At 65.5% G+C, this 23,612-nt stretch carries 21 protein-coding genes and 1 tRNA gene; 12 read left to right on the top strand and 10 right to left on the bottom strand.

All coding sequences use genetic code 11. The features are described from left to right. Positions 1 to 31 precede the first annotated feature (31 nt). Positions 32 to 1,030: a tocopherol cyclase family protein gene (locus tag RND64_RS02620; protein WP_049700653.1), complete on the top strand. Its 999-nt coding sequence runs from the start codon at positions 32 to 34 to the stop codon at positions 1,028 to 1,030. Here RND64_RS02620 and RND64_RS02615 read toward each other — a convergent pair. Both RND64_RS02615 and RND64_RS02610 read right to left on the bottom strand, forming a co-directional pair. Continuing rightward, positions 976 to 1,944, bottom strand: coding sequence for an alpha/beta hydrolase (locus tag RND64_RS02615; protein WP_049700616.1), 969 nt, complete (start codon positions 1,942 to 1,944; stop codon positions 976 to 978). The genes RND64_RS02620 and RND64_RS02615 overlap by 55 nt on opposite strands. 94 nt (positions 1,945 to 2,038) lie before the next feature. Beyond that, positions 2,039 to 2,812 carry a hypothetical protein gene (locus tag RND64_RS02610; protein ID WP_049700615.1) on the bottom strand — a complete coding sequence of 258 codons (774 nt, stop codon included), beginning with the start codon at positions 2,810 to 2,812 and terminating at the stop codon, positions 2,039 to 2,041. Between the two features lie 170 nt (positions 2,813 to 2,982). On the opposite strand from RND64_RS02610, the gene galE reads away from it, so the two are divergent. After that, positions 2,983 to 4,002: a UDP-glucose 4-epimerase GalE gene (gene galE, locus RND64_RS02605; RefSeq protein ID WP_049700614.1), complete on the top strand. Its 1,020-nt coding sequence runs from the start codon at positions 2,983 to 2,985 to the stop codon at positions 4,000 to 4,002. A gap of 20 nt (positions 4,003 to 4,022) precedes the next feature. Here galE and RND64_RS02600 read toward each other — a convergent pair whose 3' ends face one another. Further along, positions 4,023 to 6,092 carry a DUF6541 family protein gene (locus RND64_RS02600; RefSeq protein WP_049700613.1) on the bottom strand — a complete coding sequence of 690 codons (2,070 nt, stop codon included), beginning with the start codon at positions 6,090 to 6,092 and terminating at the stop codon, positions 4,023 to 4,025. 197 nt (positions 6,093 to 6,289) lie between these two features. Here RND64_RS02600 and RND64_RS02595 point away from each other — a divergent pair, with 197 nt between their 5' ends. After that, positions 6,290 to 7,693 (top strand): MFS transporter, encoded by a 1,404-nt coding sequence (locus RND64_RS02595; RefSeq protein WP_083444465.1) that lies wholly within the window; start codon positions 6,290 to 6,292, stop codon positions 7,691 to 7,693. Further along, the gene (locus RND64_RS02590; RefSeq protein WP_049700611.1) at positions 7,686 to 8,144 is read left to right on the top strand and encodes a MarR family winged helix-turn-helix transcriptional regulator; all 459 of its coding nucleotides are present in this window, start codon (positions 7,686 to 7,688) and stop codon (positions 8,142 to 8,144) included. The genes RND64_RS02595 and RND64_RS02590 overlap by 8 nt, the downstream gene beginning before the upstream one ends. A 10-nt stretch (positions 8,145 to 8,154) precedes the next feature. Here the strand turns inward: RND64_RS02590 and RND64_RS02585 are convergent, their stop codons facing one another. Together RND64_RS02585 and RND64_RS02580 are read right to left on the bottom strand one after the other, a co-directional pair. Then, positions 8,155 to 9,408 carry an MFS transporter gene (locus RND64_RS02585; protein WP_414651986.1) on the bottom strand — a complete coding sequence of 418 codons (1,254 nt, stop codon included), beginning with the start codon at positions 9,406 to 9,408 and terminating at the stop codon, positions 8,155 to 8,157. Next, positions 9,405 to 10,103, bottom strand: a complete 699-nt coding sequence (locus RND64_RS02580; protein ID WP_049700610.1) for a GntR family transcriptional regulator — start codon at positions 10,101 to 10,103, stop codon at positions 9,405 to 9,407. The genes RND64_RS02585 and RND64_RS02580 overlap by 4 nt, the downstream gene beginning before the upstream one ends. 284 nt (positions 10,104 to 10,387) lie before the next feature. Between RND64_RS02580 and RND64_RS02575 the strand changes: the two genes are divergently transcribed. Next, complete coding sequence (locus RND64_RS02575; RefSeq protein ID WP_083444464.1) at positions 10,388 to 11,257, top strand: type IV toxin-antitoxin system AbiEi family antitoxin domain-containing protein; 870 nt, start codon at positions 10,388 to 10,390, stop codon at positions 11,255 to 11,257. Between the two features lie 6 nt (positions 11,258 to 11,263). On the opposite strand, the gene RND64_RS02570 is transcribed toward RND64_RS02575, so the two are convergent. Further along, on the bottom strand, positions 11,264 to 11,965 hold the full coding sequence (locus RND64_RS02570) for a VOC family protein (RefSeq protein ID WP_049700609.1): 702 nt from the start codon (positions 11,963 to 11,965) through the stop codon (positions 11,264 to 11,266). 130 nt (positions 11,966 to 12,095) lie between these two features. Here RND64_RS02570 and RND64_RS02565 point away from each other — a divergent pair, with 130 nt between their 5' ends. Both RND64_RS02565 and RND64_RS02560 read left to right on the top strand, forming a co-directional pair. Continuing rightward, on the top strand, positions 12,096 to 12,926 hold the full coding sequence (locus tag RND64_RS02565; RefSeq protein ID WP_049700650.1) for an esterase/lipase family protein: 831 nt from the start codon (positions 12,096 to 12,098) through the stop codon (positions 12,924 to 12,926). Positions 12,927 to 13,012: 86 nt separating this feature from the next. After that, positions 13,013 to 13,088 (top strand) — tRNA-Thr (locus RND64_RS02560). An 87-nt stretch (positions 13,089 to 13,175) separates the two neighbouring features. On the opposite strand, the gene RND64_RS02555 is transcribed toward RND64_RS02560, so the two are convergent. Then, positions 13,176 to 13,433: a hypothetical protein gene (locus RND64_RS02555; protein WP_152930149.1), complete on the bottom strand. Its 258-nt coding sequence runs from the start codon at positions 13,431 to 13,433 to the stop codon at positions 13,176 to 13,178. A 433-nt stretch (positions 13,434 to 13,866) separates the two neighbouring features. On the opposite strand from RND64_RS02555, the gene RND64_RS02550 reads away from it, so the two are divergent. Continuing rightward, the gene (locus RND64_RS02550) at positions 13,867 to 14,097 is read left to right on the top strand and encodes a hypothetical protein (protein WP_049700607.1); all 231 of its coding nucleotides are present in this window, start codon (positions 13,867 to 13,869) and stop codon (positions 14,095 to 14,097) included. 35 nt (positions 14,098 to 14,132) lie between these two features. On the opposite strand, the gene RND64_RS02545 is transcribed toward RND64_RS02550, so the two are convergent. The 3 genes from RND64_RS02545 to RND64_RS02535 all read right to left on the bottom strand — a co-directional run bounded on the left by RND64_RS02545 (position 14,133) and on the right by RND64_RS02535 (position 18,137). Then, on the bottom strand, positions 14,133 to 14,558 hold the full coding sequence (locus tag RND64_RS02545) for a hypothetical protein (RefSeq protein WP_235434455.1): 426 nt from the start codon (positions 14,556 to 14,558) through the stop codon (positions 14,133 to 14,135). A gap of 145 nt (positions 14,559 to 14,703) precedes the next feature. Beyond that, complete coding sequence (locus tag RND64_RS02540; RefSeq protein WP_049700606.1) at positions 14,704 to 15,687, bottom strand: TauD/TfdA dioxygenase family protein; 984 nt, start codon at positions 15,685 to 15,687, stop codon at positions 14,704 to 14,706. A gap of 107 nt (positions 15,688 to 15,794) precedes the next feature. Next, positions 15,795 to 18,137: a sulfatase-like hydrolase/transferase gene (locus tag RND64_RS02535; RefSeq protein ID WP_049700648.1), complete on the bottom strand. Its 2,343-nt coding sequence runs from the start codon at positions 18,135 to 18,137 to the stop codon at positions 15,795 to 15,797. Positions 18,138 to 18,429: 292 nt separating this feature from the next. Between RND64_RS02535 and RND64_RS02530 the strand changes: the two genes are divergently transcribed. From RND64_RS02530 to RND64_RS02515, 4 genes are read left to right on the top strand one after another with little or no spacing between them, the layout of a single operon-like run. Then, the gene (locus RND64_RS02530) at positions 18,430 to 20,022 is read left to right on the top strand and encodes an ABC transporter substrate-binding protein (RefSeq protein ID WP_049700605.1); all 1,593 of its coding nucleotides are present in this window, start codon (positions 18,430 to 18,432) and stop codon (positions 20,020 to 20,022) included. Continuing rightward, entirely contained in the window at positions 20,022 to 20,978 is a 957-nt protein-coding gene (locus RND64_RS02525; protein ID WP_049700604.1) for an ABC transporter permease, read from the top strand. The genes RND64_RS02530 and RND64_RS02525 overlap by 1 nt, the downstream gene beginning before the upstream one ends. Next, a complete protein-coding gene (locus RND64_RS02520) occupies positions 20,978 to 21,907 on the top strand; it encodes an ABC transporter permease (RefSeq protein WP_049700603.1) in 930 nt (309 codons plus the stop codon). The genes RND64_RS02525 and RND64_RS02520 overlap by 1 nt, the downstream gene beginning before the upstream one ends. A 1-nt stretch (position 21,908) precedes the next feature. Continuing rightward, positions 21,909 to 23,609, top strand: a complete 1,701-nt coding sequence (locus RND64_RS02515) for a dipeptide ABC transporter ATP-binding protein (protein ID WP_049700602.1) — start codon at positions 21,909 to 21,911, stop codon at positions 23,607 to 23,609. Positions 23,610 to 23,612: the final 3 nt, after the last annotated feature.

The following is a 23,612-nucleotide window of genomic DNA, read 5'->3' as shown; positions in this document are numbered from 1 at the left end:
CACGCAGGACTCGCATGCAGATCCCGCCCGGATGCCACACTCGGGTATGCGCCCCCTCGACTGGCCGCTCCGCGAACTCGTGGCGCTCTATCGCCGCACCGGTGCCGATGTCCCATACGGCGACCCCTTGCCGTCCCACGGCACCGAGATGGAGGGCTGGTTCTGGCGGCTGACCGACCGGGCAACCGGCCGCGCAGTGGTCGCACTGTGCAGTTGCAACCGCCACGACGCCGGGGACTGGTCGACGGCGGCCATCGTGCTCGAACCCGGCGCCGTCGTGCGCCAGGCAGCGATCGGTGCTGCGGTGGCCGATCCTCGCGAGTTCTCCGTCCGCGCGCAGGAACAGGGGAATTACCTCGATGCCAATCGAGGCGGCGTCGCTCTGACCATCGACGACGTCACCGTCGACCTGCGTGTCGACAACACCCGACCCTGGCCGAAGGCGTTCGGCGGCGGCGGGGTGTTCTCTTCGATCCCGTTCCTCAACCAGTACTGGCACGCCTACTGTCTTGGCGGCCGGGCGTCGGCAACGGTCACCGGACCCGGCGTGGACTGGCGGTTCGACGACGCCCGGCTCTACTGCGAACGCAACTGGGGTGCCGGTTTCCCGCAGCGGTGGTGGTGGGGCGAGGCGCATGACTTCGGCGACGACGACGTGTGCGTCGCGTTCTCCGGTGGGCTACTCGAACTCGGCCCGGTGAAGCAGGAAGTCACCGGAGTGGTCGTGCGCATCGGCTTTCGGGTGCTGCGCATCACCCCGCCCGCACTGACCAGCTACCACTTCGACCGGAACACCTGGCACTGGCACATCACCGCGCGCACAGTGCGATTCGCCATCGAACTCGACGGCCACGGTGTCGGAGAACCGCCCGTGCTGCCGGTGCCGATACCGCACGAGCGGCGCAACGTGGACACCGATTACGAATTCCTCGACGGGACCCTGCGCTGCACCGTGCGGGAATGGGGTCGCGTCATCTACGACGGCACCTCGTCGCTGGCGGGACTCGAGATCGGTGACCGCCCGGCGTGAGCGTCGGCCGCGCTCGCTCGCTGAGGGTTGACGGGTACGACGTCGCGCAAGAATCCCACCTCGTCGGCGACGACGTCCTCGAAGGCGTCACCGACGTAGATATCGAAGTGTCCGTACGGGTAGATCTTCGCTGTGATGTGCGGATTGCTTTGTACCGCACGCATTGTCGGACCGGATGGGGCGACACTGTCGGTCTCGCAGATCGCGACGAATGTAGGGATGCTGATACGCGATGCCTTCCGCGCAGGCGAGTAGAGCGGAATCGCGAGACCGGTGCGCGCGGTGACACGATCGGAGAACGACGCCCCGTCGGGCACCAACGACAGGTAGCCCGACTCGGCGTCCGGTGCGGTCATCAGCGCGGCGTCGTGACCGTGTCCGGTCAGCCCCACCGTCACCGGGTCGCGACCCACCGCACTCGACGCAAGGTCGGCGATTGCGCGCGCCGTGACCTTTGCCGACGAGATCGGGTCGAGTGCGGTCAGGGACGCGATACCGCTGGTGAACGGGCACTGCGAAATCGCCGCGGCGAGCCCGGGATGGCGCGACGCCAACGTCAGCGCGTGTCCGCCGGAGAACGACGATACCCACACGACGACCCGAGCAGCGTCGACCCCGTCGAGCGACTTCGCGTAGGTGATCGCGGCGTCGTAGTCGGCGAGTTGTCTGTGCACCGACAGCAGCTGCCTCGGCTCGCCGTCGCTGTCGCCGAAGTGTCGGTAGTCGAAGACAAGGCATGCGTACCCCGCGTCGGCGAAACGCTCGGCGAAGGCGTCGAGCCTCATGGTCTTGACGCCGCCGAGGCCATGCGCCATCACGATGATCGGCGGATTCGGCACATTTGGTCGATAGAGCCAAGCTCGGATGACGACGCCGTCGGACGTGAACTCCACATCGGTGCGCTCTGACCCCATGACCCCTCGTCTCGCTCGCGACCCAGATTCCGGTGAGCACAGCTTGTCAGACCGGGTCTTTCGTGTCAGCAACCGGCGGCCTACCTCGAGCGGCTCAACGGGTCAGCCACGCCGCCCACGAGTACACGACGGCGGCTACCGCGGCCACTGCGAGCGTCACATGTTCCAGCACCGCACCGAGCACAAAATCCGACGGCAGCAGTGGCACCACCAACGCACACCACAGGGTGACGACCACCGTGAATCCGAGGGTCACCCTGCCGATCACCGCCGTCGTCTTGGCCGCGACGTGCCGGTTCCGCCCGACGACGGGCACCAACACGATCAGAATGATGGCCACAATCGACACCCCGAGATTGATCAGGATGCCGCTGGAGAATGGCCACTCCAATCGCAGTTGGCCGCCCTCGCGCAGCGCCTCGGTGTCGAGGGTGTTGCTGAACTGCAACGCCACCACGATCATCGGCCCCCACAAAGCCGTGGTGCGAGCGACGAGGTTCTGCGCAGGCTGCATGATCGACCGGTTGGTGCCGTAAAGCCGCAGCACCTCCCGCAAACCGAGCAGCAGCAACAGCGACGCCAGGCCGAACGCGGCACCGTTGAGCTGCTGTTCATGCGCGGCCACCGGACCGTTCGACCGACCCGAGAGGATCGCATAGCTGAACGCGAGGATCAGCAGCGAGAAGAACGCGCTGGTGAACACGATCACGCCGCTCGCCCCTGCAGCCTCGGCATCGTCGTCGCGGGTGTCATGGTCGAGCGGTAGCAGTACCGCCAGCAGGGCGAAACCCGCGAGCAGACCCGCCACCGCCGAGTACCAGCCCGCGGCAGCGGCGATGTCGAACGAAGCAACCTCGGCAGTCAGCATCGCACGTCGCCCCTCGGCCTCACGAGTTCATACGACTCCATCACCACATTCGGCCTCACGCGCTCGACCACCGCAACCCGAGAGCGTGCTTCGCAGCAAACTGTTCACCGAGGGGTAGCTCACAGGGTCCGCGTGGATGAATCCCAGTCCGACCGCTTACCGTGATTGTCATGCGTGTACTCGTCAGTGGAGGGGCCGGCTACATCGGCTCACACACCGTGATCCGACTCGTCGAAGCAGGACACGACGTCGTCGTCGTCGATGACTTCAGCAACGCCAAGCCGACGGTCATCGGCCGGCTCGAGGGCCTCACCGGCGTCCACATACCGGTCCACTCCTTTGATCTCACCGACGTCGACAAGACGGAGAAGTTCTTCGACCACGAGGACGTCGACGCCGTGATCCACTTCGCGGGGTTCAAGGCGGTCGGCGAGTCGGTGGCCAAGCCGCTCGAGTACTACGAGAACAACCTGGGCAGCACATTCTCGCTGCTCCGCGCGATGCGACGCCACGACGTGCACCGGTTGGTGTTCTCGTCGTCGGCCACGGTGTACGGCGCGGAGCCGGTACTCCCGATGACCGAGGACTCCCCGACGTCGGCGACCAATCCGTACGGCTGGACCAAGGTGATGATCGAGCAGGTGCTGCGCGACGTCGCCGCCAGCGATCCCGCCTGGCGCATCGCCGCGCTGCGCTACTTCAACCCGGTCGGCGCCCACCCGAGCGGACAGATCGGCGAGGACCCCAGCGGTATCCCCAACAACCTGATGCCGTTCGTCGCACAGGTCGCCGTCGGACGTCGGGAGAAGCTCTCGATCTTCGGCGACGACTACGACACCCCCGACGGCACCGGCGTGCGCGACTACATCCACGTCGACGACCTCGCCGCGGGGCATGTCGCAGCACTGGAACGAATCAGCGCAGGGTCCGAACCCATGTCGACCTGGAATCTCGGTACCGGACAGGGTGTTTCGGTACTGCAGGTGGTGCAGGCCTTCGAACGCGCCAGCGGTAAGCCGATCCCCTACGAGATCGCACCGCGTCGAGCCGGCGACATCGCGGCGTCGTACGCCGACCCGACGAGGGCGAACAAGGAGCTGAACTGGTTCGCGGGCAAGACAATCGACGACATGTGCGTCGACACCTGGCGCTGGCAGTCGAACAACCCGGAGGGCTACCCGGACGCCTGAGGGGTACAGCTCGCAGCGGTTCAGCGCGGCGCGGTGAGCACGTTCTCGTTGACCCGATACACCGTCACGTTGCCCTGCCGGAACACCGGCGTCAGCCCCGGCGCGCCGTGCTCCCGGAGCGCCAGGAACGGGTCGCCCTGCACACCGTGCTCCGGGTCGGGGACACCGTTCTGGAACGGCCAGTAACTCGGCGGACTGTCGATGACGTAGTGCACGTTCATGTCGCGGACGATCTGATCGACGTGCGGATCGGCGCCGATTTGCGCTGTCCCCCAGTACAAGTCGCGCTGGCGTTCGGAGAACTCGTTTGCCCGATAGAACGAGAACAACGGGGTCAGTCCGGTCACCGGATACAGCCACCCGGTGCCCTGATCGAGGTTGTTCAGGATCAGCGCGTCGTGCGCGTCTGGCTGACGATCGAGCCAGTGGTACGCGGCGAGATCGTCTCTGCCGACCAGCTTTTCGCCCCGTTCCTTCGACGCGATCTGCGCGTTCGACGGGTAACGCCACACAGCAGCGCCCGCGATCAACACCAGCAGGACGGCAAACGTGACCGGAACAGCCCAACGTCGCTGCGTCGCAACGCGGTCGCCGGACCCCGACCGCGCCACCCACCGCGACACGGCCAACGCCGCGATTCCCAACGCGACGCCCGCGGCCGCCGCACAGAACAGTGCCACCACGAACGTCAGCCGATGTGGCGAGTTGTAGAAGTAGCCGCCGATCACCCCGAGCGGCGCCGACAGCGGGCCAAGCGAGACAACCGAATTGGCGGTGACCAAAACGAAGATTGCCCAGGTCACCAGCCCGCCCCAACACCGTAGCCACAGCAGTGCAACAGCACCGAGCACGGTGAGGATCACCAGACCCCACACCGGATAGTCCTGCGTCTGCAACGGCACCGTGCCGTTGAACAGCGCCTGCGAAAGCCCTTCGAGCACACCGACCGTGTCGACACGGAAGTCGAAGAACGGCAGTTCGTTGGTATCGGCGACGCGAATCGTGCCCAGTACCACCGGGAAGACCAGAACGACCGTCGCCAGCCCGGCGATCGCCAGGGTGACGAAGTCTCCGACGCGGCTGTGCACGGGCCGACGCAGCGCCTCGAACAGCCACCACACCCCGACGATCACACCCACCAGGATCAGACCGGACGGGTGCGTCGCCGTGACGCCGGAGACCGCGACGGCCGCGGGCAGCACCCGACGTCGATCGCGCACCGCACTGATCGTCAGCACCGCGGCGATAGGCGCCATCGACACACCCACGGCATTCGGCACCGAGGTCAACTGCACCTCGACATACGGCAGCGACGGGAACAGCGCCGCCACCGCGCCCGCAACACCGGCGATCAACGCCGACGTCGAGGTGTCGAAGCGGTGGCGCGCAAACCAGTACGCGAGTGACGCGACGCCGAGCGTGACCGTGACCGCCAACGTCGCGGGCGAGTAGGTGTTGTACAGCTGCACCGGGTTCGCGCCGGTCAGCGGAATCTCAAGAGCGCCGAGCGCGTGCCACGTATTCGGGTAGTAGTTGAAGCCGTGGGTGTCGTAGTTCATGAGCTCGCCCATGCGCAACGACGATCCGACGCCGGTCTCGTGAATCCAGCGCAGCGAACTCGCATGCCAGAGCGAATCCCAGACCTGAGGAATGCTGTCGAGTCCGGCGAACGCGGTATTGGCGATTGGCCTGATGCACGTGATCGCGATGATGATCGCCCCGAGCGCGATACCGATGCCCCCGCGCAGCGCCGCACGCCAGCTCAGCGGGGCGTCGACCGTCCCGTCCTCCGAGGTCGACGTCGCGCCCGGTGCAGGAGCGATTCGACGTCCCGCCCGCGTGCCCAGCAGCGCGGCATAAACCCAGGCCAGCGCATACGCGACGAGGACGGCGACCAGCGCGGTGATGACGTTCCATTCGAAACCGATCGCGCCGTAGAGGACGGTGGACACGCTCACGATCGCGAACGTGATCGGCGCGCCCGCTGCAATCGCGACGGGCCAGCTCAGCGTCATCCGACGACCGACACACGCCCCGGGAACAATGAGCAGGACGACGGTCACCACACTCACCCACGCCCCGAGCAGCACTGACACCCGTCCTCTCACTCACCGGCCCGAACCGGATTCATCCCGGTCCGTTGAACCGGTCGACCTCGTGCAGGTTACCGCGCCACCCTCTTGTCACCGTTGACCGTGTGCCATGACCCCTGGACGTCGAATGCTTGTAGTTCTACAATCTTTGTATGTCCACAACTACCTCCGTCGAGCTGACGCCGCGCAGGAAGATGGCGATCCTCGGCACCTGCTGCATGAGCCTGCTGATCGTGTCGATGGACGCCACCATCGTCAACGTCGCCCTGCCGGCGATCCGCACGGATCTGAACGCGAGCGTGTCGTCGTTGCAGTGGGTCATCGACATCTACACGCTGGTGCTGGCCAGTCTGTTGATGGTGTCCGGAGCCACCGCCGACCGGTACGGCCGGAAGCGGTTGTTCCAGATCGGTCTGGTCACGTTCGCGGTCGGATCGCTGGCGTGCAGCCTCGCGCCGAGCGTCGGCGTCCTGATCGCCGCCCGCGCCCTGCAGGCCGTCGGTGGGTCGATGCTCAACCCCGTAGCGATGTCGATCATCACGCAGATCTTCGTCGACCCTCGCGAGCGCGCCCGCGCGATCGGCGTGTGGGGATCGGTGGTCGGAATCTCGATGGCCGCCGGCCCGATCGTCGGCGGCGTGCTCATCGACACCATCGGGTGGCGTGCGGTGTTCTGGATCAACCTGCCGATCTGTCTGATCGCGATCGTGCTCACCGCCATCCTGGTCCCCGAATCACGCTCGCCCATCATGCGGACACTCGATCCCGTCGGACAGGCGTTGGCGATGATCGCACTCGGCGGCGCGGTCTACGGCCTCATCGAGGGCCCTGGCCACGGGTGGGGATCTCCGCGCACCGTAATCGTATTCGCGGTCGCCGCAGCCGCTTTCGTCGGCTTCCTCCTGTGGGAACGACGCCACGACGACCCGTTCATCGACCTCCGATTCTTCGGCAGCGTCCCGTTCGCGTCGGCAACCGTGATCGCGATCTGCGCGTTCGCCAACTGGGGCGGGTTCTTGTTCCTGATGTCGCTCTACCTACAGGAGGACCGCGGATTCAGCGCCGTCGGCACCGGTGCGATGCTCGTTCCACCCGCGATAGCGGTCCTGATCTGCTCGCCACTCTCCGGGCGCGCAGTCGGTCGCTGGGGCACCCGACCGTCGCTCGTGATCGCCGGGATCGCACTTCTCATCAGTTCGTCGATGATGCTGTTCATCGACGACGCCACCCCGGTCCCCCTGCTGGCCTTCATGTTCTTCATCTTCGGACTGGGCTTCGGGATGATCAATGCGCCCATCACCAACTCCGCGGTCGCAGGCATGCCCCGACATCGAGCCGGAGCTGCCAGCGCCGTGGCGTCGACGAGCCGTCAGATCGGCGTGAGTCTCGGTGTGGCACTTGCCGGTAGCGTCACCGGCTTGGCCGCCGCGCACACGGCCATCGACTTCTCGACGGCGATGACGGCCATGTGGTGGATCGTGATCGCTTTCAGTGCAGCGATTCTCGTACTCGGTATCGTGTCCACCACACCGTGGGCGCTACGCACCGCGCAGACCGTCTCAGATCGGTTGATCGAACCGGAGATGTCCCATGCCTGAACCCGGAGCAGCCGACGAGCACGGCGCTGCCCCCCACGACGAACTCGTCGCGCAGGTCTGGCGCGAACTCACCTCGTTCGTGACAGATTCACGCGACGCGTGGCGACGCACGGTGGTAGCCGAAACAGGGTTGCCGTTCAGCAGGATTCGGGTGCTGAAGCGGTTGCGGAACGGCCCGCTGACGATCACCGAGATCGCTCACGCCGCCACCATCGATGCCCCCGCGGCGTCGGTCGCGGTAACCGACCTCGAGTCCGCGGGATATGTGGTGCGCGAGCCGTCGTCGAGCGACCGTCGTCGAAAAGAGGTACGTATCACCGACGCCGGACGCGAGGTTCTCCAAACCGTCTGGGACGTCGACGATCCGGCGCCCGACGTACTGACCACGGCCTCCACCGCCGAACTGGAACTGCTGCACAAGATGTTCACCAGGAGCCCTGGGCGGACCTGACCCCTATCGGTCAGGCTGTCACGGCGTGCCGACGATGCCCGTACAGCGCGACGGCGAGACACAGCAGCGCCGCGACGATCCCGAAGATGAACATGTGCGTGTAGGTGACCGCGTGCCAGAACTCGGTGATCAAAGCCAGCACAGCCGGAATCGCGAAGCCCAGGTAGGTCACGCTGTAGAACACCGCGGTGAGCCCGGCGAGGTCGTTGCGGCCGCTGCGAGCCGCGATCCGTTGCACCTCGAGGAGCCCTGCGATCATCGCCATGCCGTAGCCGCAGCCGAGAACCGTCGCAGCGATCAGCGACATCCAGATCGTCAACATGTGAGCAGCCAACGCCGCCAACGCCATTCCGACAGCCAACACCGTGAGGGCGGCGGCGACGCCGCGCACACCGTCGGGGTTGTCGATTCGACGTCCCAGCGACTGGATGCCGAAACCCGCCGCGAGTCCGAGCACACAGCACAGCGCGGCGAACGCGATCGGCGCTCCGGCGGTGCGCGCCGACATCAGCGCGGGGATGATCGCGTACGCCGACGCGCATGCGCCGAACACCCAGGGCGCAACCGGCAGCACCACGAACAGGAACCGACGGTGCGCTGCCGACGGGATCTTCAGGTCGTCGACGAGTCGTCCGGGAGTGCTACTGGGCGAACGCGTTTCGGGTGCGCGGACAAGCAGGAGCACCAGAGCGATGGCCGCAAGCGAGATGTTCACCAGGTAGGCGAGCACGTGCGGCCACGGTGCCCACTGAGCCAGCGCACCGGCGACGCCCGCACCGATGCCGAATCCGGCGGTGAGGCTCATCGCGGCGCGCCGGGCCCCTGATGCCGCTCCGGCGCCACCACGTACCGACAACTCCGTGATCCAACTGCCGCCGACCGCCATCGACAGTCCCAACGCGATTCCGCTGAACACGCGTCCGATCGACAGCAGCACAACAGAATTCGCACCGAGTGCCAGGAGCAGCGACCCCACCGCGGCGAACACCGGTGCGGGCAACATCAACGGGCGACGCCCGTACCGATCCGACAGTGGACCGCCGATCAACAGCGAGGGCACGATGCCGACCACATAGAGGAACAGCAACGCGTCGACCGCGACGGCCCCGAAATTGCCAGTCTCGCGGTACATCACGAGCAGCGGCGTGAATTCGTTTCCACCCCAGGCCGATGCGAAGACGGCAAGTGCCACCGCGATCCACGCGGTGCGACGAACCGTCGGACCGGTCACCGTGGGGGTGGCGTTGTCTGCGGTGGTAGTCACCGTTGTCCTTCCTCTGTGTGGGCGGCGCTCGCGTCGGTCGCGTGGACGGCGTAGACATCGTCGATGCGATGAACACCCGCGACGTGGTCGACGAGCAGTGATGTGAATCTGTCGGCGTCTGCGCATTCGATGGCGTCGACGAGCGCGGTGTGCTCGGCAATGATCCGGGGCGTCATGGTCGGCTCCCGGTGCACGCTCGCGGTGGTCATGCGCCGCTGGCGTTCTGCGAGACCGAGGTAGAAGTCGGCGAGTACGCCGTTGGCCCCGGCCGAGACGATGAGCTGGTGGAACTGCGCGTCGAGACGGGAGAAGTCGGCGATGTCGTCGGGTCCCACGTTTGCGTGTGCGGACAGGTTGCGGCGCAGGTCCGCCACCAGGTCGCCGGTGGGCAGGCCGCGGGCGACGAGACCGCGCACCGCGTGAGACTCGATGAGAATCCGGGCGTCGACAACGTCGCGGGCCTCGGTGTCGGTCACCGGCAGCACCAGCGCGCCGCGTTTCGGGTACAGCCGCATCCAGCCTTCTGCCTGCAACCGAAGAAACGCTTCACGGACCGGGGTGCGACTGACCTCGCAGCGCTGCGCCACCTCGCCCTCGCTGATCAGCTCACCACCGGCGATGGCGTTGGTCAGGATGAGTTCCTTGACCTCGTCGTACACCCGATCGGCCGCCGATGTGGCGCTCAGATCCAACATAGATACAAGTTGTACTCCTGATTGCTTAGCTAGTCGAATCTTTGTGAGCTAGTCGGGGCGGTGCGACACCGATTTCTCCGCGGAGGCACGACATACTCGTGTGCGTCACGCCAGGCCGCCTTGACTCTCCCGCTTGTGGGCCTCACGTTCTGGGGTCTCCCGTTTTCAGTCATTTCTGAACCGTCTCGGCGATCCGACCTGGGCTTTTGCGGCCGGGCACCTCTGAAAATGACTGAAAACGGGAACGGCTTGGAACCTTTGCGGACGGTGTACGTCCAAATGCCATGGTTATTCGACCTCCGGTGAACCCCGACCTCACTCCCGATGCGCTTCCGCTCGGCGCAATCGACCCCGACGCGGTCAACCTCGGCGTCTTTTCTCGGCCGGAGCTAAGGGCACGCGGGCTCACCGACGCCGACCTGCGCAGAAAGGTACGTCGCGGCGAACTCCTCGTTCCGCGTCGCGGCTGGTACGCCCAGCCCGAAGCCGATCCGGATGCCGTGGCTGCAGCCAAACGCTATGGCGCACTCTCCTGCGCGTCGGCGCTCACCAAGCACAAGTTGTGGGTGCCGCCCGGATACGAATCGCTCCATGTGCGCGCAGGCAAGAGCGCGACACCGAGGCGCGCGGACTACTGCACACTTCCCGGCGCGCCACTTCCCGTCACCACCATCACCGACACCATCGGTCTGTCTCTGGTGTGCGCCGCGGGCTGCATGAAGGACGACGACACGATCGCCACGCTCGATTCGGCGATGCACACGCTCGACATCGATGTCGATGACCTTCGCCTGATGCTGCCCCAGACGAGTCCACTCATCGAGGCCCTGCTTCTCGAATGCGATCCGCGGTCGATGTCCGGGACCGAGAGTCTGACCCGAGTCCGTTGTCGCCGGGCCGGTTTCGAGGTCGAGGTACAACCCGAGATATCCGAAGCCGAGCACGCGGACCTGCGGATCGGCCGGCTCCTGATCGAATGCGACAGCAAGCTCTACCACCTCAGCCCTGCGAACTACACCAACGATCGGCACCGCGACCGCAGATCACTCACGCAGGGCCGACCCACCCTTCGGCTGACCTACGACGACGTGCTGTACGGCTGGGAGCAAACCCTCGACGACATCACCGAGATCGTGGGCGCTTTCGCGCAGTGAGGCGTGCTAAGCGCCGACGTAACCCTTGTCGTCGCGCTCCTGCCAGGTGCACAGGCACAGCTCGTTGCCCTCGGCGTCGGCGAGTACCCACCACGAGGGCGCGAACTCGTCGGTGACCAGCGTGCCGCCGGCGTCGAGTGCGGCGCGCATTCGGGCTTCCACCTCGTCGTGCGGGATCCAGAGGTCGAGGTGTATCCGGTTGCGTTCAGCCCGTTCGGTGTCCATCTGTTGGAACCAGATCGCGGGGAGACGTCCGGCGGGGTCGACGAGGTCGGCCGCTTCGAGCTCGCGCGCGTCGCCGTCGAGTTGCTTGTAGCCGAGCACAGCGATCCAGAAGGGTCGGATCTTGTCGATGTCGAGGGCGTCGATGGCGACGTCGAAGCGGGCCTCCGGCATGGCGAGCGGTTCGAGTTCAAGCTCGCGAGCGATCTGTGCGATGAGGTTCGCCAGCCCGACGTCGGCTTCGGTGATGCGGTGCGCACTGTGCGTCGAGAGAGTGAGATGGATTGTGCCGTAACGCAGATCGATGTCGGGGTGGTGGTCGGCGATCTCTGCTTCCTGCGCGATCCGATGGAGGAAGCGCACGCCGCGAGCCATCGAGCCGGTGTCGTACCCCGCACGCACGCTGTTGCCGATGACCCGCCAGGGGTCGGACAGCCGAGTGCTGGCGTCTGCTGCGGTGACGGGCTTTCGCGGAGAAGGGGCCATAGCCCGACGGTACGGCGGATCGTCGTATGTGGGTCGCGGTTGTGTCTGATCGAGATGAACTGGTTGTCGGGAGTTCACGCAGTTCTTCGTCGACCACCGCGAGACGGCACATTCTGGGATGATCGACGGCATGCACACACGCGCATGTGCGGCGCTGGTGCTCGCGGTAGCAGGTCTGGTGGGGACATCATTCGGGGCCGGCGCGGCACTCGCCGACCCGTTCCCGGTGACCACCGACGTGGTGGCCGCCCAACGCGACGGGCTGACCGGGCCCGCCGACGCCGCCCCCGCCGGCGCGAATCGACCCGACTGTCACGATCGGTACGACCGCGATCCCGTCATCCTGGTGCACGGCACGACCTCGAATCAGTCGTCAGCGTGGTCATTCCTCGCTCCGACGCTGGCCAACGCGGGTTTTTGCGTCTACACCTTCACGTTCGGCCAGGTACCGGGAAGCGGTTCGGTCGGCGGACTGGCGCCCAGAGCGACGTCGACGCAGCAGCTCGCCACATTCATCGACCACGTCCGTCGCGAGACCGGGGCGAGCACCGTCGACCTCGTCGGACACTCGCAGGGCGCAGCGGTTGCGCAGTCGGTCACGCAGTTGCCCGGCAGAGCCGCACAGATCGGCACCATCGTCGATATATCCGGAGCGAACCGCGGCTACTCGTTCGGCGGTAAGCCCGTGCCGCGCGGCGAGGGCGACAACGGGCCCAACCACTCGAACATCAAGTACGTCAACCTGGCCACCACGCACGACGAAGTGGTCTTCCCGCTGCGTAACGCACTGATGGAACCCGCGCCGAACGTCACGAACGTCGTCGTGCAGAACGTGTGCCCGGCGTCGACGGTCGGGCATCTGGGCATGATCTACTCGCCGACCGTGGCCGCGCTGGTGCAGAATGCACTCGACCCGAGCTCGCCGGTCGCGGTCCCGTGCGACCGCGACTTCCCATTCTGAGGGCACCCACCATGCCCGGTCTCGGTGCCGGTTTTGGTTCCACCGACGCGGCTCGCTACACTCGTGAGCGCTGCCTCGCGCAGCACGCCGCCTTAGCTCAGTCGGTAGAGCGATTCACTCGTAATGAATAGGTCAGGAGTTCGATTCTCCTAGGCGGCTCCAGTGCCCTCTGGCCACACCAACGGCTACGATTCTTCGGACGCGGTGACCTTCTGGTGGTCATCACGACCGGAAGGGCAGACGCTGACGCTACCACCGGGACCGCAGCCTATCGGCGGTCCAGGCGGGCAAGACGGACAGGCTGCCGCTCGTGTCCTCGATGCCGAGTATGCCTCCGACGCAGCAATTCTCGACGATGAGAGTCGGCACATAATCTCCCTCTGGCAGCGCGACGACCGCACGTATCAGGAGTTTCAACGTGTCGCCCGCGAGGAGTCCGACGACGCGCTCATGGTCGAACGGGCCGACATTCTCGATGTACTGATCGAGCGACATCGGTTGGCGCAACGAGTGCTCGTTTACCGGGGCGTTCGCAACGCTCCAAAGGTGTTCGGGTTGGATACGAGCGCCCTCAGTGACCTGATTGGCCAGACCGTTCCTCTATCGGGCTACTTCGCAACGTCGGTTCATAGGGCAGTCGCCGCCAGTGAGTTCACGCGTCCACCGTCTGGTGACGGACCGGCGTTGCTCGAGGTCGAGGTGCCCGCTGGAACACCAGCGCTCTGGATACCTCCGCTGGGCGACGGTGCGCTCGCACCAAGGCGAGCTACTGCTCTCGTCGTATGTTGTTCTTCAGATTGTCGGCGTCGACGAAGCGGGGACGCTTCCCACAATTCGCGCCGTCATAGTGACGCACTGATTCGTGTAGCCGTACGCTCGATATGGATCAACGAGAACATGGGTTTGATCTGAAGTTTGTGTCGACCCGCGGGATGGAATCATGGGTATTGCGAATCGTCTTTGGGACGACAGCGTCTATCTCCCTGTCGACGTCAATCTCCCGCAGCCCGCAATGGCAGGTCAACTGCTGACCATTCTTCACTTGCTCGATGCGCCCCGCGAGGAGCAGGTCGAAGGTGTTCGAACATGGCTGCAAACCAATGAGCCGAGCAAGAGCCTGCAAATCAGCCTGGAACGACGCGGACTCGGTGCCACGCTGAACCAGCTCTGAACCGCGAACACCAGCCCAATAGCGCTGGCGCCTGATCACCCGTAGTACGCGAACTCGCAGGTCGGGTTGGGCTCGGTCTTGTACGGGACCAGGCTGCTGCCCATCATGATCGCGCAACCAACCTCGGTACCGCCGGTCACGCTGACGCTCGACGAGACCTCGTTGTACACCGGGTAGTCCTTGCTCCACGGCAGCGTTACGGCGGACTCGGTTCTGGTCTCCGGCCCGCCGTTGATGCGGTAGCGGATGGTGACCGGCGTCGGACCGCCGACCACTTTCATCGTCGCAGTGCCCACCGAGGGCCCGGTCGGCTGAGCCGTGGCGGAGTCCGCGGTGCTCGTCGTGATATCGGTGGCACCCGAATTCGATTGCGCCACCGGCTCACCCGGCAATGAACAACCGGCCAGCGACAGCACGAGCGCTGCACCACAACAGATTCCGACCACTATCCTCTTCGACATGCGAGGAGTGTAATGCGCAGAAAGCCCTATGCCACGGGAGTCATCCACAGGCCAGACGACGCAATGTAGAACGCACGATGCGGCCGGACCCAGCACGTGGTCCGACCGCATCGTGCACTCTCCGGAGAATCTCCGGCGAGCAGGATCAGGCAGCGAACACCGCCAGACGTCGGGGCTGCTCCACCGACGAGTAGTGCGACGCGTCGCCCTGGATGATCTGGCTCTGCTGCCCGTTGACGTCGACGGGCACGTCGCCGGCCAGGGTGATCCGATGCAGCTGACGCTTCTTATTGCCGAAGTCGGCGATGCCGTAGTGCTGGGTCGCCCGGTTGTCCCAGATCACCAGGTCGCCGTAGCTCCAATTCCAGCGGAAGGTGTTCTCCAGCTTGGTGATCCGAGCCTGCAGCAGTTGGTACAGATTGGCGAACTCCGACGCCTTCAGGCCGCGGAACTCCTTGGCGAAGTGGCCGAGGAGCAGGCTGCGCTCACCGGTCTCCGGGTGCACGCGGACGACGGGATGCAGCGTCTCGTACTCGGAGCTGGTGAACTCGGCGTAGTGCTCCTCCTTCTGCACAACGTCGACGCCGCCGGACGGCTCCTTCTGTCCCACATAGTCGTACAGGTTGGAGTGCGTGGCCCACAGTTCCTCGACGAGCGAGCGCAGCGGCTTGGGCAACTGCTCGTAGGCGGCGACGGTCGACGCCCAGGTGGTCGCACCACCGTAGGCGGGCAACACGATTGGCCGCAGCAGCGACGCCTTCGGGATGCGGTCGACGAAGGTCACGTCCGTATGCCAACTGTTCGCGGCACCTTCGATGGTGAGCAGCTGATCGCCGCGCGACGTCACCGTCGGGTGCGGTGCTGTCGGTTCACCGAGCAACGACGCGAACGCATACTGGGTCTCGTCGTCGAGGTGGTCCTGCCCGGTGAAGGCGATGACCTTGTTGACGGCGAGCGCGGTGCGGATCGCCTCGACCTGCTCGGTGGAGAGGTCTCCGCCGAGGCGGACGCCCTCGACCTTGGCTCCGATGTTCTCGCCGAGCTTGGTCACGGTGATCGACGCGTCGTCGTAAAGGGCCTGCGCAGCGGACTCGCTGTCGGTGCGTCGTTCGATGTCGGTCAGTGTCACGGGTGTACTCCTTGGCTGATTTCGTCGTTACTTCGATTTCTCCACTGATCGGCGCGCGGCGACAGGTTCTCGCCCACACCGATTACAACCTTGCGTCGCCGCGATACTCAGTCGGCGTGATATTCGGCGCTCTCGTCGATCTCGCGGCGGATAGCGGCCGGAACCCGCACGGCGCCTGGCTGGTACGTCACCGCGCGTAGTGCGCTGCCGAAGCGGAACACGCCGCGCCGCTCCCGCAGCTCCAGATCGACGGGACCGCGCGCGTCGAGCCCGACGGAGATTCCCGTCCACGGGGCCATGCCGACGAGCTGGAACTGGTTGTCCAACTTGGCGATTACCTCGACCTGCCCGCCACTCGACGCCTCGAGTACGAAGTCCCACCGCACCTGGGGCGTCGCGACGGCACGGAGTACCAGTGTGTCGACACCGTCGGGTAGCTCACCGGATACGCGCGCAATACGGCCGTAGCTGTTGAACACGAAATGTGCTGTGCCGTCTTCGATGCAGAGCAGATAGCCGCCCTGGGGATCGCCGTGTGCGACCAGCACACCTTCGTCGGCACGTGTCCAGTCGCGCAGTTCGATCTCGATGTCGAAGTCTCGGTATGCGATGAGCTTGCTCGACCGGTACCGCTCGAGTGTCGGTGTGCCGGCGAGGATGCGCACCGGGTCGCTGTAGCGTTCTTCGTCGGGTCGTCGACGCCCCTGATCGGCCGGCGAATCGTACAGCGGGAACACAGTATTGCGCCATGCCGCTTCGTCCCACGCGCGCGCCAGCTCGGCAACGACGTCCGGATGCTCCGCGGCGACGTCGTGCGTCTCCGCGGGATCGGTTGTCACGTCGTAGAGTTCCCACTCCGGGTCGTCGACGCGATCGGGATCCCGGTGCAGTGACAGCAGCTTCCAGCCTTCCCGATAGAACCCGCGGTGTCCGCCGAACTCGGCGTACTGCTCGGTGTGATCCGAGTTCGACGCTCCATCGCGCAGAAACCCTGCGGCACTGACACCGTCGCGCGATTGCGCGGGTTTGCCGTGCCGCTCGGTCGGTGCCTCGACGCCCGCCAACTCGAGCAGCGTCGGCACCAGATCTGTCACGTAGGCATACTGTCGGCGAACACCGCTGTCGTCCGCGTCACGCGGCAGACCGTCTGGCCACGACAGCACGAACGGCACCCGCACACCTCCGGCAAAGGTCTGCCCCTTGTAGAAGCGGAAGGGCGTGTTCGACGCCTGGCCCCACCCACGCGGATAGTGCACCCCGAGAGCCGCACTACCGATCAGGTCCTCGTCGTGGGGAACGTCGCGCTCCCAGTCCGACGGCACCGGGCCGTGCACGAATTGGCTGAAGTACGAACGGGTTCCGACCGGACCGCCTTCGGCGGTACCGCCGTTGTCTGACGTGAACACGATGATCGTGTTGTCGAGTTCGCCGAGCTCGGTCAGGGTGTCGACGATACGCCCGACGCTCTGATCGACCGAATCGACCATGGCCGCATACACTTCCTGGTACTTCGCGAAGCGCTCCTGCTCGGCAACATCGAGTTCGTCCCAGGGTGGCGCGTCGTAGCCGGGCTCGGTGTTGCGCTCGGCGATCGGGGTGCCCTCGTCGAAGAGGCCTTCCGCGACCTGTCGTTCGAATCGTCTCTGGCGCACAGCATCCCACCCGTCCGCGTACTTTCCGCGGTACTTCTCGAGGTCGGACTCCTTGACCTGATGCGGACCATGCATCGCGATGTGCGCGAAGTAGAGGAAGAAGGGTTTGTCGGCATCGTGTGCCCGCAGCGACTTGATCTGCGCGACAGCACGATCGGTGAGGTCGTCGGTGACGTAGTAGTCATCGGGGTACTCGTCGACGTCGACGACTGAATTGTCGGCGATGAGCTGGTTGGGGTAGAAGAACGAATTCAGCCCTTCGAGTGAGCCGTAATAGGAGTCGAACCCGCGCTGCAGCGGCCACGAGTCGCGTGTACGACCGGGACTCATGTTGGCGTCGCGGGCGAGGTGCCACTTACCGACCGCGTACGTGGCATAGCCGTTGGCGCGCAGTATCTCCGGAAGGGAGAGCACGTCGTCGGCGAGTTCGAGACGTAGACCGGGGAAGCCCGGATCGGAGTTCGCCACACTGCCGTAGCCGGCACGATGCGGGTTGAGTCCCGTCAGCAGAGCGGCCCGAGCGGGTGAACAGACCGGCGTCGTGTGGTAGTTCGACAGTCGGAATCCACGCTCTGCGAGCGCTGCGATGTTGGGGGTATCGATCTCCGCGCCGAACGGCGAGATGTCGGAGTAGCCCATGTCGTCGATGAGCACGACGACGATGTTCGGAGCACCCGCCGGCGCACTCGGTTCGGGCTTCCACCAGGGTGTCGACTGCGACGACGTGCGTCCGACCCGACCCTCGAAGCCTTCGTAACCTCGTGCGTAGTCAGGTATTTCGCTGTTGCCGTCTGCCATCGTCACTCCTCGAAGATCGTGCGACCGCCGCTGTCCGCGGTTACGCATCACACACCATTCGCACGGTGGGTCGGTCTGTCAACCCTTTCTCCGACGCTGCCGAGAAAGGCGCCGTGAGCTTGAAGTCGCCACCCGTATGCCCTCACAGTTGCTCGTATTCGACGACGTACACCAACCCGCGGCCGTGCGTCGGGTGGTCGATGTCCGGATCGGCTTCTGCCGCATGACCGACCACGCCCCCAACCCCAGCCCCCATTCCCCAGCCCATCGGACGGAAGAGAATCCGAAGACCATGCCCACTCGCACACGAGCCGCACTGCTCGCGCTCGTCGCACTGCTGACGATGGCCACGGCAACCGCGTGCACCTCCGCTGTCTCACAGCAGCAGAACTCGACAGCGACCGCCCTGCCGCCGGGTCACAAGCCGCCACAGGGCGGCACGCTGCGCGTCGGCGTGCTCAACGACCTGAGCCCGAAGACCTTCTTGCAGATCGGCACCGGCAGCATGAACGGCCACGTGGTGTCGAACGTCTTCGACACCCTGATCCGCTACTCGCGCGACGATCTCACCGTCCAGCCGTCGCTGGCCACACGCTGGCAACTCGCCCCGGACGGCCGCTCCCTCGCGCTCGATCTGCGCGACGACGTGCGCTACCACGACGGTCGGGCATTCACCTCCGCCGACGTCGAGAGCTCACTGAAGGCGTACACCGCCGGGCCGTGGACACCGCAGTTCAAGCGGACCGCCGCCGCGATCACCGGATATGACACCAGCAATCCGCACCGCGTGGTGCTGACCTTCGACCACCCGCTCAGCAACGTCTTCGACCTGCTCGACTCTGCACCGATCATCGACGGCAACACCCTCGACGGGCTGCGTGCGGGCAAGGTGTTCAACGGAACGGGACCGTTCCGCTTCTCGTCGTGGCAGCCGAACTCGGATGTTCGCCTGGTGCGCAACGACTCCTACTGGGGTCCCCGAGCCAATCTCGACGCCATCGACCTCAACATCATCACCGACCAGCAGGCGCTCTACACCCGGTTACGCACGGGCCAGATCGACCTCGCCTACGGACTTAACAATCACGACCAGGAATTGGCCACGCGCAGATACGGATTCAACAGCATCACCTACACCGGCGCCGAACAGCAGGAGTACGTGGGAATCAACGTGGCCAACCCTGCGCTCGCGGACGTCCGCCTGCGCAAGGCGATCGCCTTCGCCATCGACCGCGAACGCATCATCAACGACGTCTTCCGCAAGAGCGGCTACGTCGTCAACCTGCCCTGGCCCAAGTGGTCTCCCGCATACGACGCGTCGAAGAACACGACGTACACACGCGATGTAAACCGTGCCCGCCAGCTCGTCGCCGAGCACGGGCAGGTTGCACCGATCACTCTCGACTACTCCACCCAGGGAGTTGACCGGGTGGTGGCGCAGATCGTGCAGTCGAACCTCAAGGATGTCGGCATCCCGGTGGAGCTGCGCCCCAACGACAACACCGTGCAGTCGTCAAAGCTGATCGGCGGCAAGTTCGACGGAATCTGGTTGCTGCAGCACGCCTTTGCACAGTTCACGCCGTCGACGCTCGCCGTCTCCGCGTACCCGTTCAACGCGGCGAAGAACTCCTCCAACTACGTCAACCCCGACTACGCGAAGGCCGCCAACGCGGCCTGGAATGCTCCCGATCCGACGTCGCCCGCGGCGCTGGCCGCATATCGGCAGCTCGACGACATCTGGTTGAACGATCTGTTCCTCGTCGAGATCGGTGTGGTGTTCCAACAATCCGCGGCGTCGCCCGCCGTCGGAAACGTCGATTGGGACAGGCGTGCCCAACTGCACCTCGGCGAGACCTACCTCAACACGCAAGGACGGAACTCCTGATGACCGGATATCTGTTGCGCCGCATACCGACGGCGATCCTGGTGCTGTTCGTGGCCTCCGTGCTGATCTTCGCGATCGTCCGATTGATCCCGGGTGGACCGGAATCAGCGCTCGCGGGTCCCGACGCCACTCCCGAGCAGTTGGCGGCGATCCGGCACGACCTCGGCCTTGATCGCGGCTTCATCGCCCAATACGCCACCTGGATCGCAGGCATCTTCACGTTCGATCTCGGCAAGAGCTACCAGGTCGGTGGCGAGATCAGTTCGCTCGTCTCGTTCGGACTGGTTCACACCATTCTGCTCACCGTCACCGCACTGATCCTGGCCGTTCTCCTGGCACTGGCGTTGAGCTTGTCGGCAACGATTTACGACAACCGCTTCGTGAATTCCCTTGTCACCGGCGTGAATGCGGTAGCGATCGCGGTTCCGACCTTCGTTGTCAGCACACTGTTGATCTTGGTGTTCGGCGTCAAATTCCGACTTCTCCCCGCAGGCGGCACACCGCCGGACGGACTCTTCAGCCAACCAGGCATCACCGCGCAGTACCTCCTGCTACCCGCTGTCGCCCTGGCGCTCCCGGCAGGCGCCACACTCGCCCGCTTCCTGACCGAGGCGCTGCGCACCGAACTCCGGCAACCGTATGCGACGACGGCCCGAGCACTCGGAGTGTCGAAGCGAGACATCGTCATTCACAGCGCGCTACGCAATGCGCTACCACCGAGTCTGACCGCACTCGGGCTGGTCACCGGAGGCCTTCTCGGCGGGGCGATCCTGGTCGAGGCCATCTTCGGTTGGCCCGGGCTCGGACTCCTGACCGAGCAGGGCATCTTCGCCCGCGACTATCCGCTCGTGCAGGTACTCGTGCTGCTGTCGGTCGCGGTGTTCGTCGTGCTCCAACTGCTCGCCGACGTGCTGCATGCGTGGCTCGATCCCCGAATCCGATTGGCAGGTAACTGATGTCGACCTCACTGACCACCTCGTCCGGCTCGACGTCCGCGACCGGGGCCTCCGCCGTAGATATCGAACCGGGTCTGATCCCGGAGTCGCCCACCGACAAGGAGCGGCGTCGAATCCGAACGCCGTTGTGGCGCAGTCTCCTCACCGGGAGCGGCCTCGTCGGAAGCGTTCTGGTGCTCGGCATCGCGGCGCTCGCCCTGCTCGCACCGCTACTGACGTCGTACGGACCGGACCAGCAGATCGACGGCGCATACCTGTTGCCGCCCGGCGCCGACCACTGGTTCGGCACCGACGACCTCAACCGCGACGTCGCGACACGGGTGCTCTACGGCATCCGGGTGGATCTGCTGATCATCTTCATCGCGGTACCGATCGGCGCCCTTCTCGGTACCGCGATCGGTGTCCTCACCGTCTCCCACCCGATCTCGGATGTCATCGCACAGCGCACCTTTGACGTCATCCTCGCCTTTCCCGCGCTCGTCCTCGGTATCGCCCTGACCGCCGTATTGTCTCCTGGCGCAACCACAATCGGAATCGTCATCGTGCTCGCGGAGATTCCCATCTTCGGCCGACTCGCCCGCACATCGGTACTGCGCGTCAGAGAACTGCCCTACGTCGAGGCGGCGCGTGTGAGCGGCGCCCGCAACAGCTACGTCCTACGCCGCCACGTACTGCCCAATTCGATCGAGTCACTCGGGGTCCAGTTCGCGCTGTCGCTATCACTCGCCGTCTTCGTCGAAGGGGCACTGAGCTTCCTCGGTATCGGTGTGACTCCCCCGACGCCGTCCCTCGGCGGCATTCTGTCGTCGGGAAACAGCTACCTCGAGACCAATCCGTGGTTCTCGGTGGCGCCGCTCATCGTGATCACAGCACTCGTCCTCGGTTTCTACCTGATTTCCCAATCCATTTCGCGCAGCAGGAGGCAGTGAGATGACCAACGCTGCAGACAACGACCACACAGCAGTCGATCCCACACCCGCACTGGAGGTCGACTCCCTTCGAGTCACCTTCGACTACCCGCGTCCGGCCGTCTCCGACATCAGCCTGCGCGTCAATCGGCGCGAGATCGTCGCCCTGGTAGGCGAATCCGGCTCCGGCAAGACGATGACCGCCCGCGCGGCGATAGGCCTGCTCCCCGAGCACGCGGTCGCGACCGGCTCGGTCAAGGTCGACGGCGTCGAGGTGTTGAACGCCTCCGAACGCGACCTCAACGCGATCCGCGGCACCGGTGTCGCCATGATCTTCCAAGAGCCGCAGACCGCACTCAACCCCGCCCAGACCGTGGGATGGCAACTGCGCCAGGCGCTGCGGACACATCAATCGATCTCACGACGCGACGCTCGACGCCGCGCCGTCGAACTGCTGTCGCTCGTCGAGATCCCCGACCCCGAGCAGCGCGTCGACTACTACCCCCACCAACTCTCCGGCGGTCAGAAGCAGCGCGTGGTGATCGCCCTCGCACTCGCGAACGACCCGGCACTACTCCTCGCCGACGAGCCGACGACGGCGCTCGACGTCTCGGTGCAACGTGAGATCCTCGACCTGCTGCTGCGTCTGCGCGGCAGGATCGACGCCGGAATCCTACTCATCACACACAATCTCGGCGTCGTGGCCGACATCGCCGACCGCGTCGTCGTCGTCCAGCTCGGCGAGGTCGTCGAACGCGGAACGGTCTTCGACATCTTCGCTCGGCCAACACAGCCGTACACCCGTCAACTTCTCGCCGCGGTCCCGAAGCTGCCGACCGTCGACTCCACGGACGACGAGAGTGCCGGGGCGGCATCAGATTCCGACACCGCCGACGCTGCCGATACTGGGGCACCCGTTCCCATCGTGGCCGTCGAGCATGTCACCGCGGCGCATCGCGGTGGTTTCGGACGCAAGCCCGTCGTCGCACTCGACGACGTCTCGCTGCACGTCGATCCCGGCGAGGTTGTCGGGGTTGTTGGCGAATCCGGCTCGGGGAAGACGACTCTCGGCCGGTCTATCGGCGGGCTCACCCACCTCAGTGGTGGCAAGATCCTGGTCGACGGACACGACCTCGACGCCGTCGACCGCGCACAGTTGCGCTCGCTGCGCCACACCATCGCGTTCGTGCCGCAGGACCCGACGGCGTCGCTCGACCCGCGCTTCACCGTCGCCGAGTCGATTCGCGAACCGCTCGACATCCAGCACATCGGAACGCGCGCAGAGCAATCGACCCGCGTCGAGGAGTTGCTCGACGCGGTGCATCTGCCTCGCTCGTTCGCCGACCGACTTCCGCACGAACTCTCCGGCGGTCAGCGTCAGCGTGTCGCGCTGGCGCGGGCGCTGTCGGTGCGGCCCAAGCTCCTCATCGCGGACGAGCCGACCAGCGCGCTCGACGTGTCGGTGCAGGCACGCGTGCTCGAACTGTTCGCAGAACTACAGCACGAGCTGGGCTTCGCGGCGCTGTTCATCAGCCACGACCTCGCCGTCGTCGAGCAGGTGTCCGACCGCGTGTACGTGCTGCGCAACGGGCGGGTCGTCGAACACGGGTCTGCGCGAGACGTGCTGACCCGGCCGCGCGACGAGTACACGCGCGCACTGCTCGACGCCGTGCCGTACCCCGACCCGCAGCGGCGTCGAGAGTCGAGCGCCGCGTTGGCGTGAGGT

Source organism: Gordonia sp. w5E2 (assembly GCF_036540975.1).
In the GTDB taxonomy this organism is placed as follows: Bacteria; Actinomycetota; Actinomycetes; order Mycobacteriales; family Mycobacteriaceae; genus Gordonia; species Gordonia jacobaea.
Note: the sequence above shows the minus strand (reverse complement) of the source record. Positions and strands in the feature narration are given on the sequence as shown.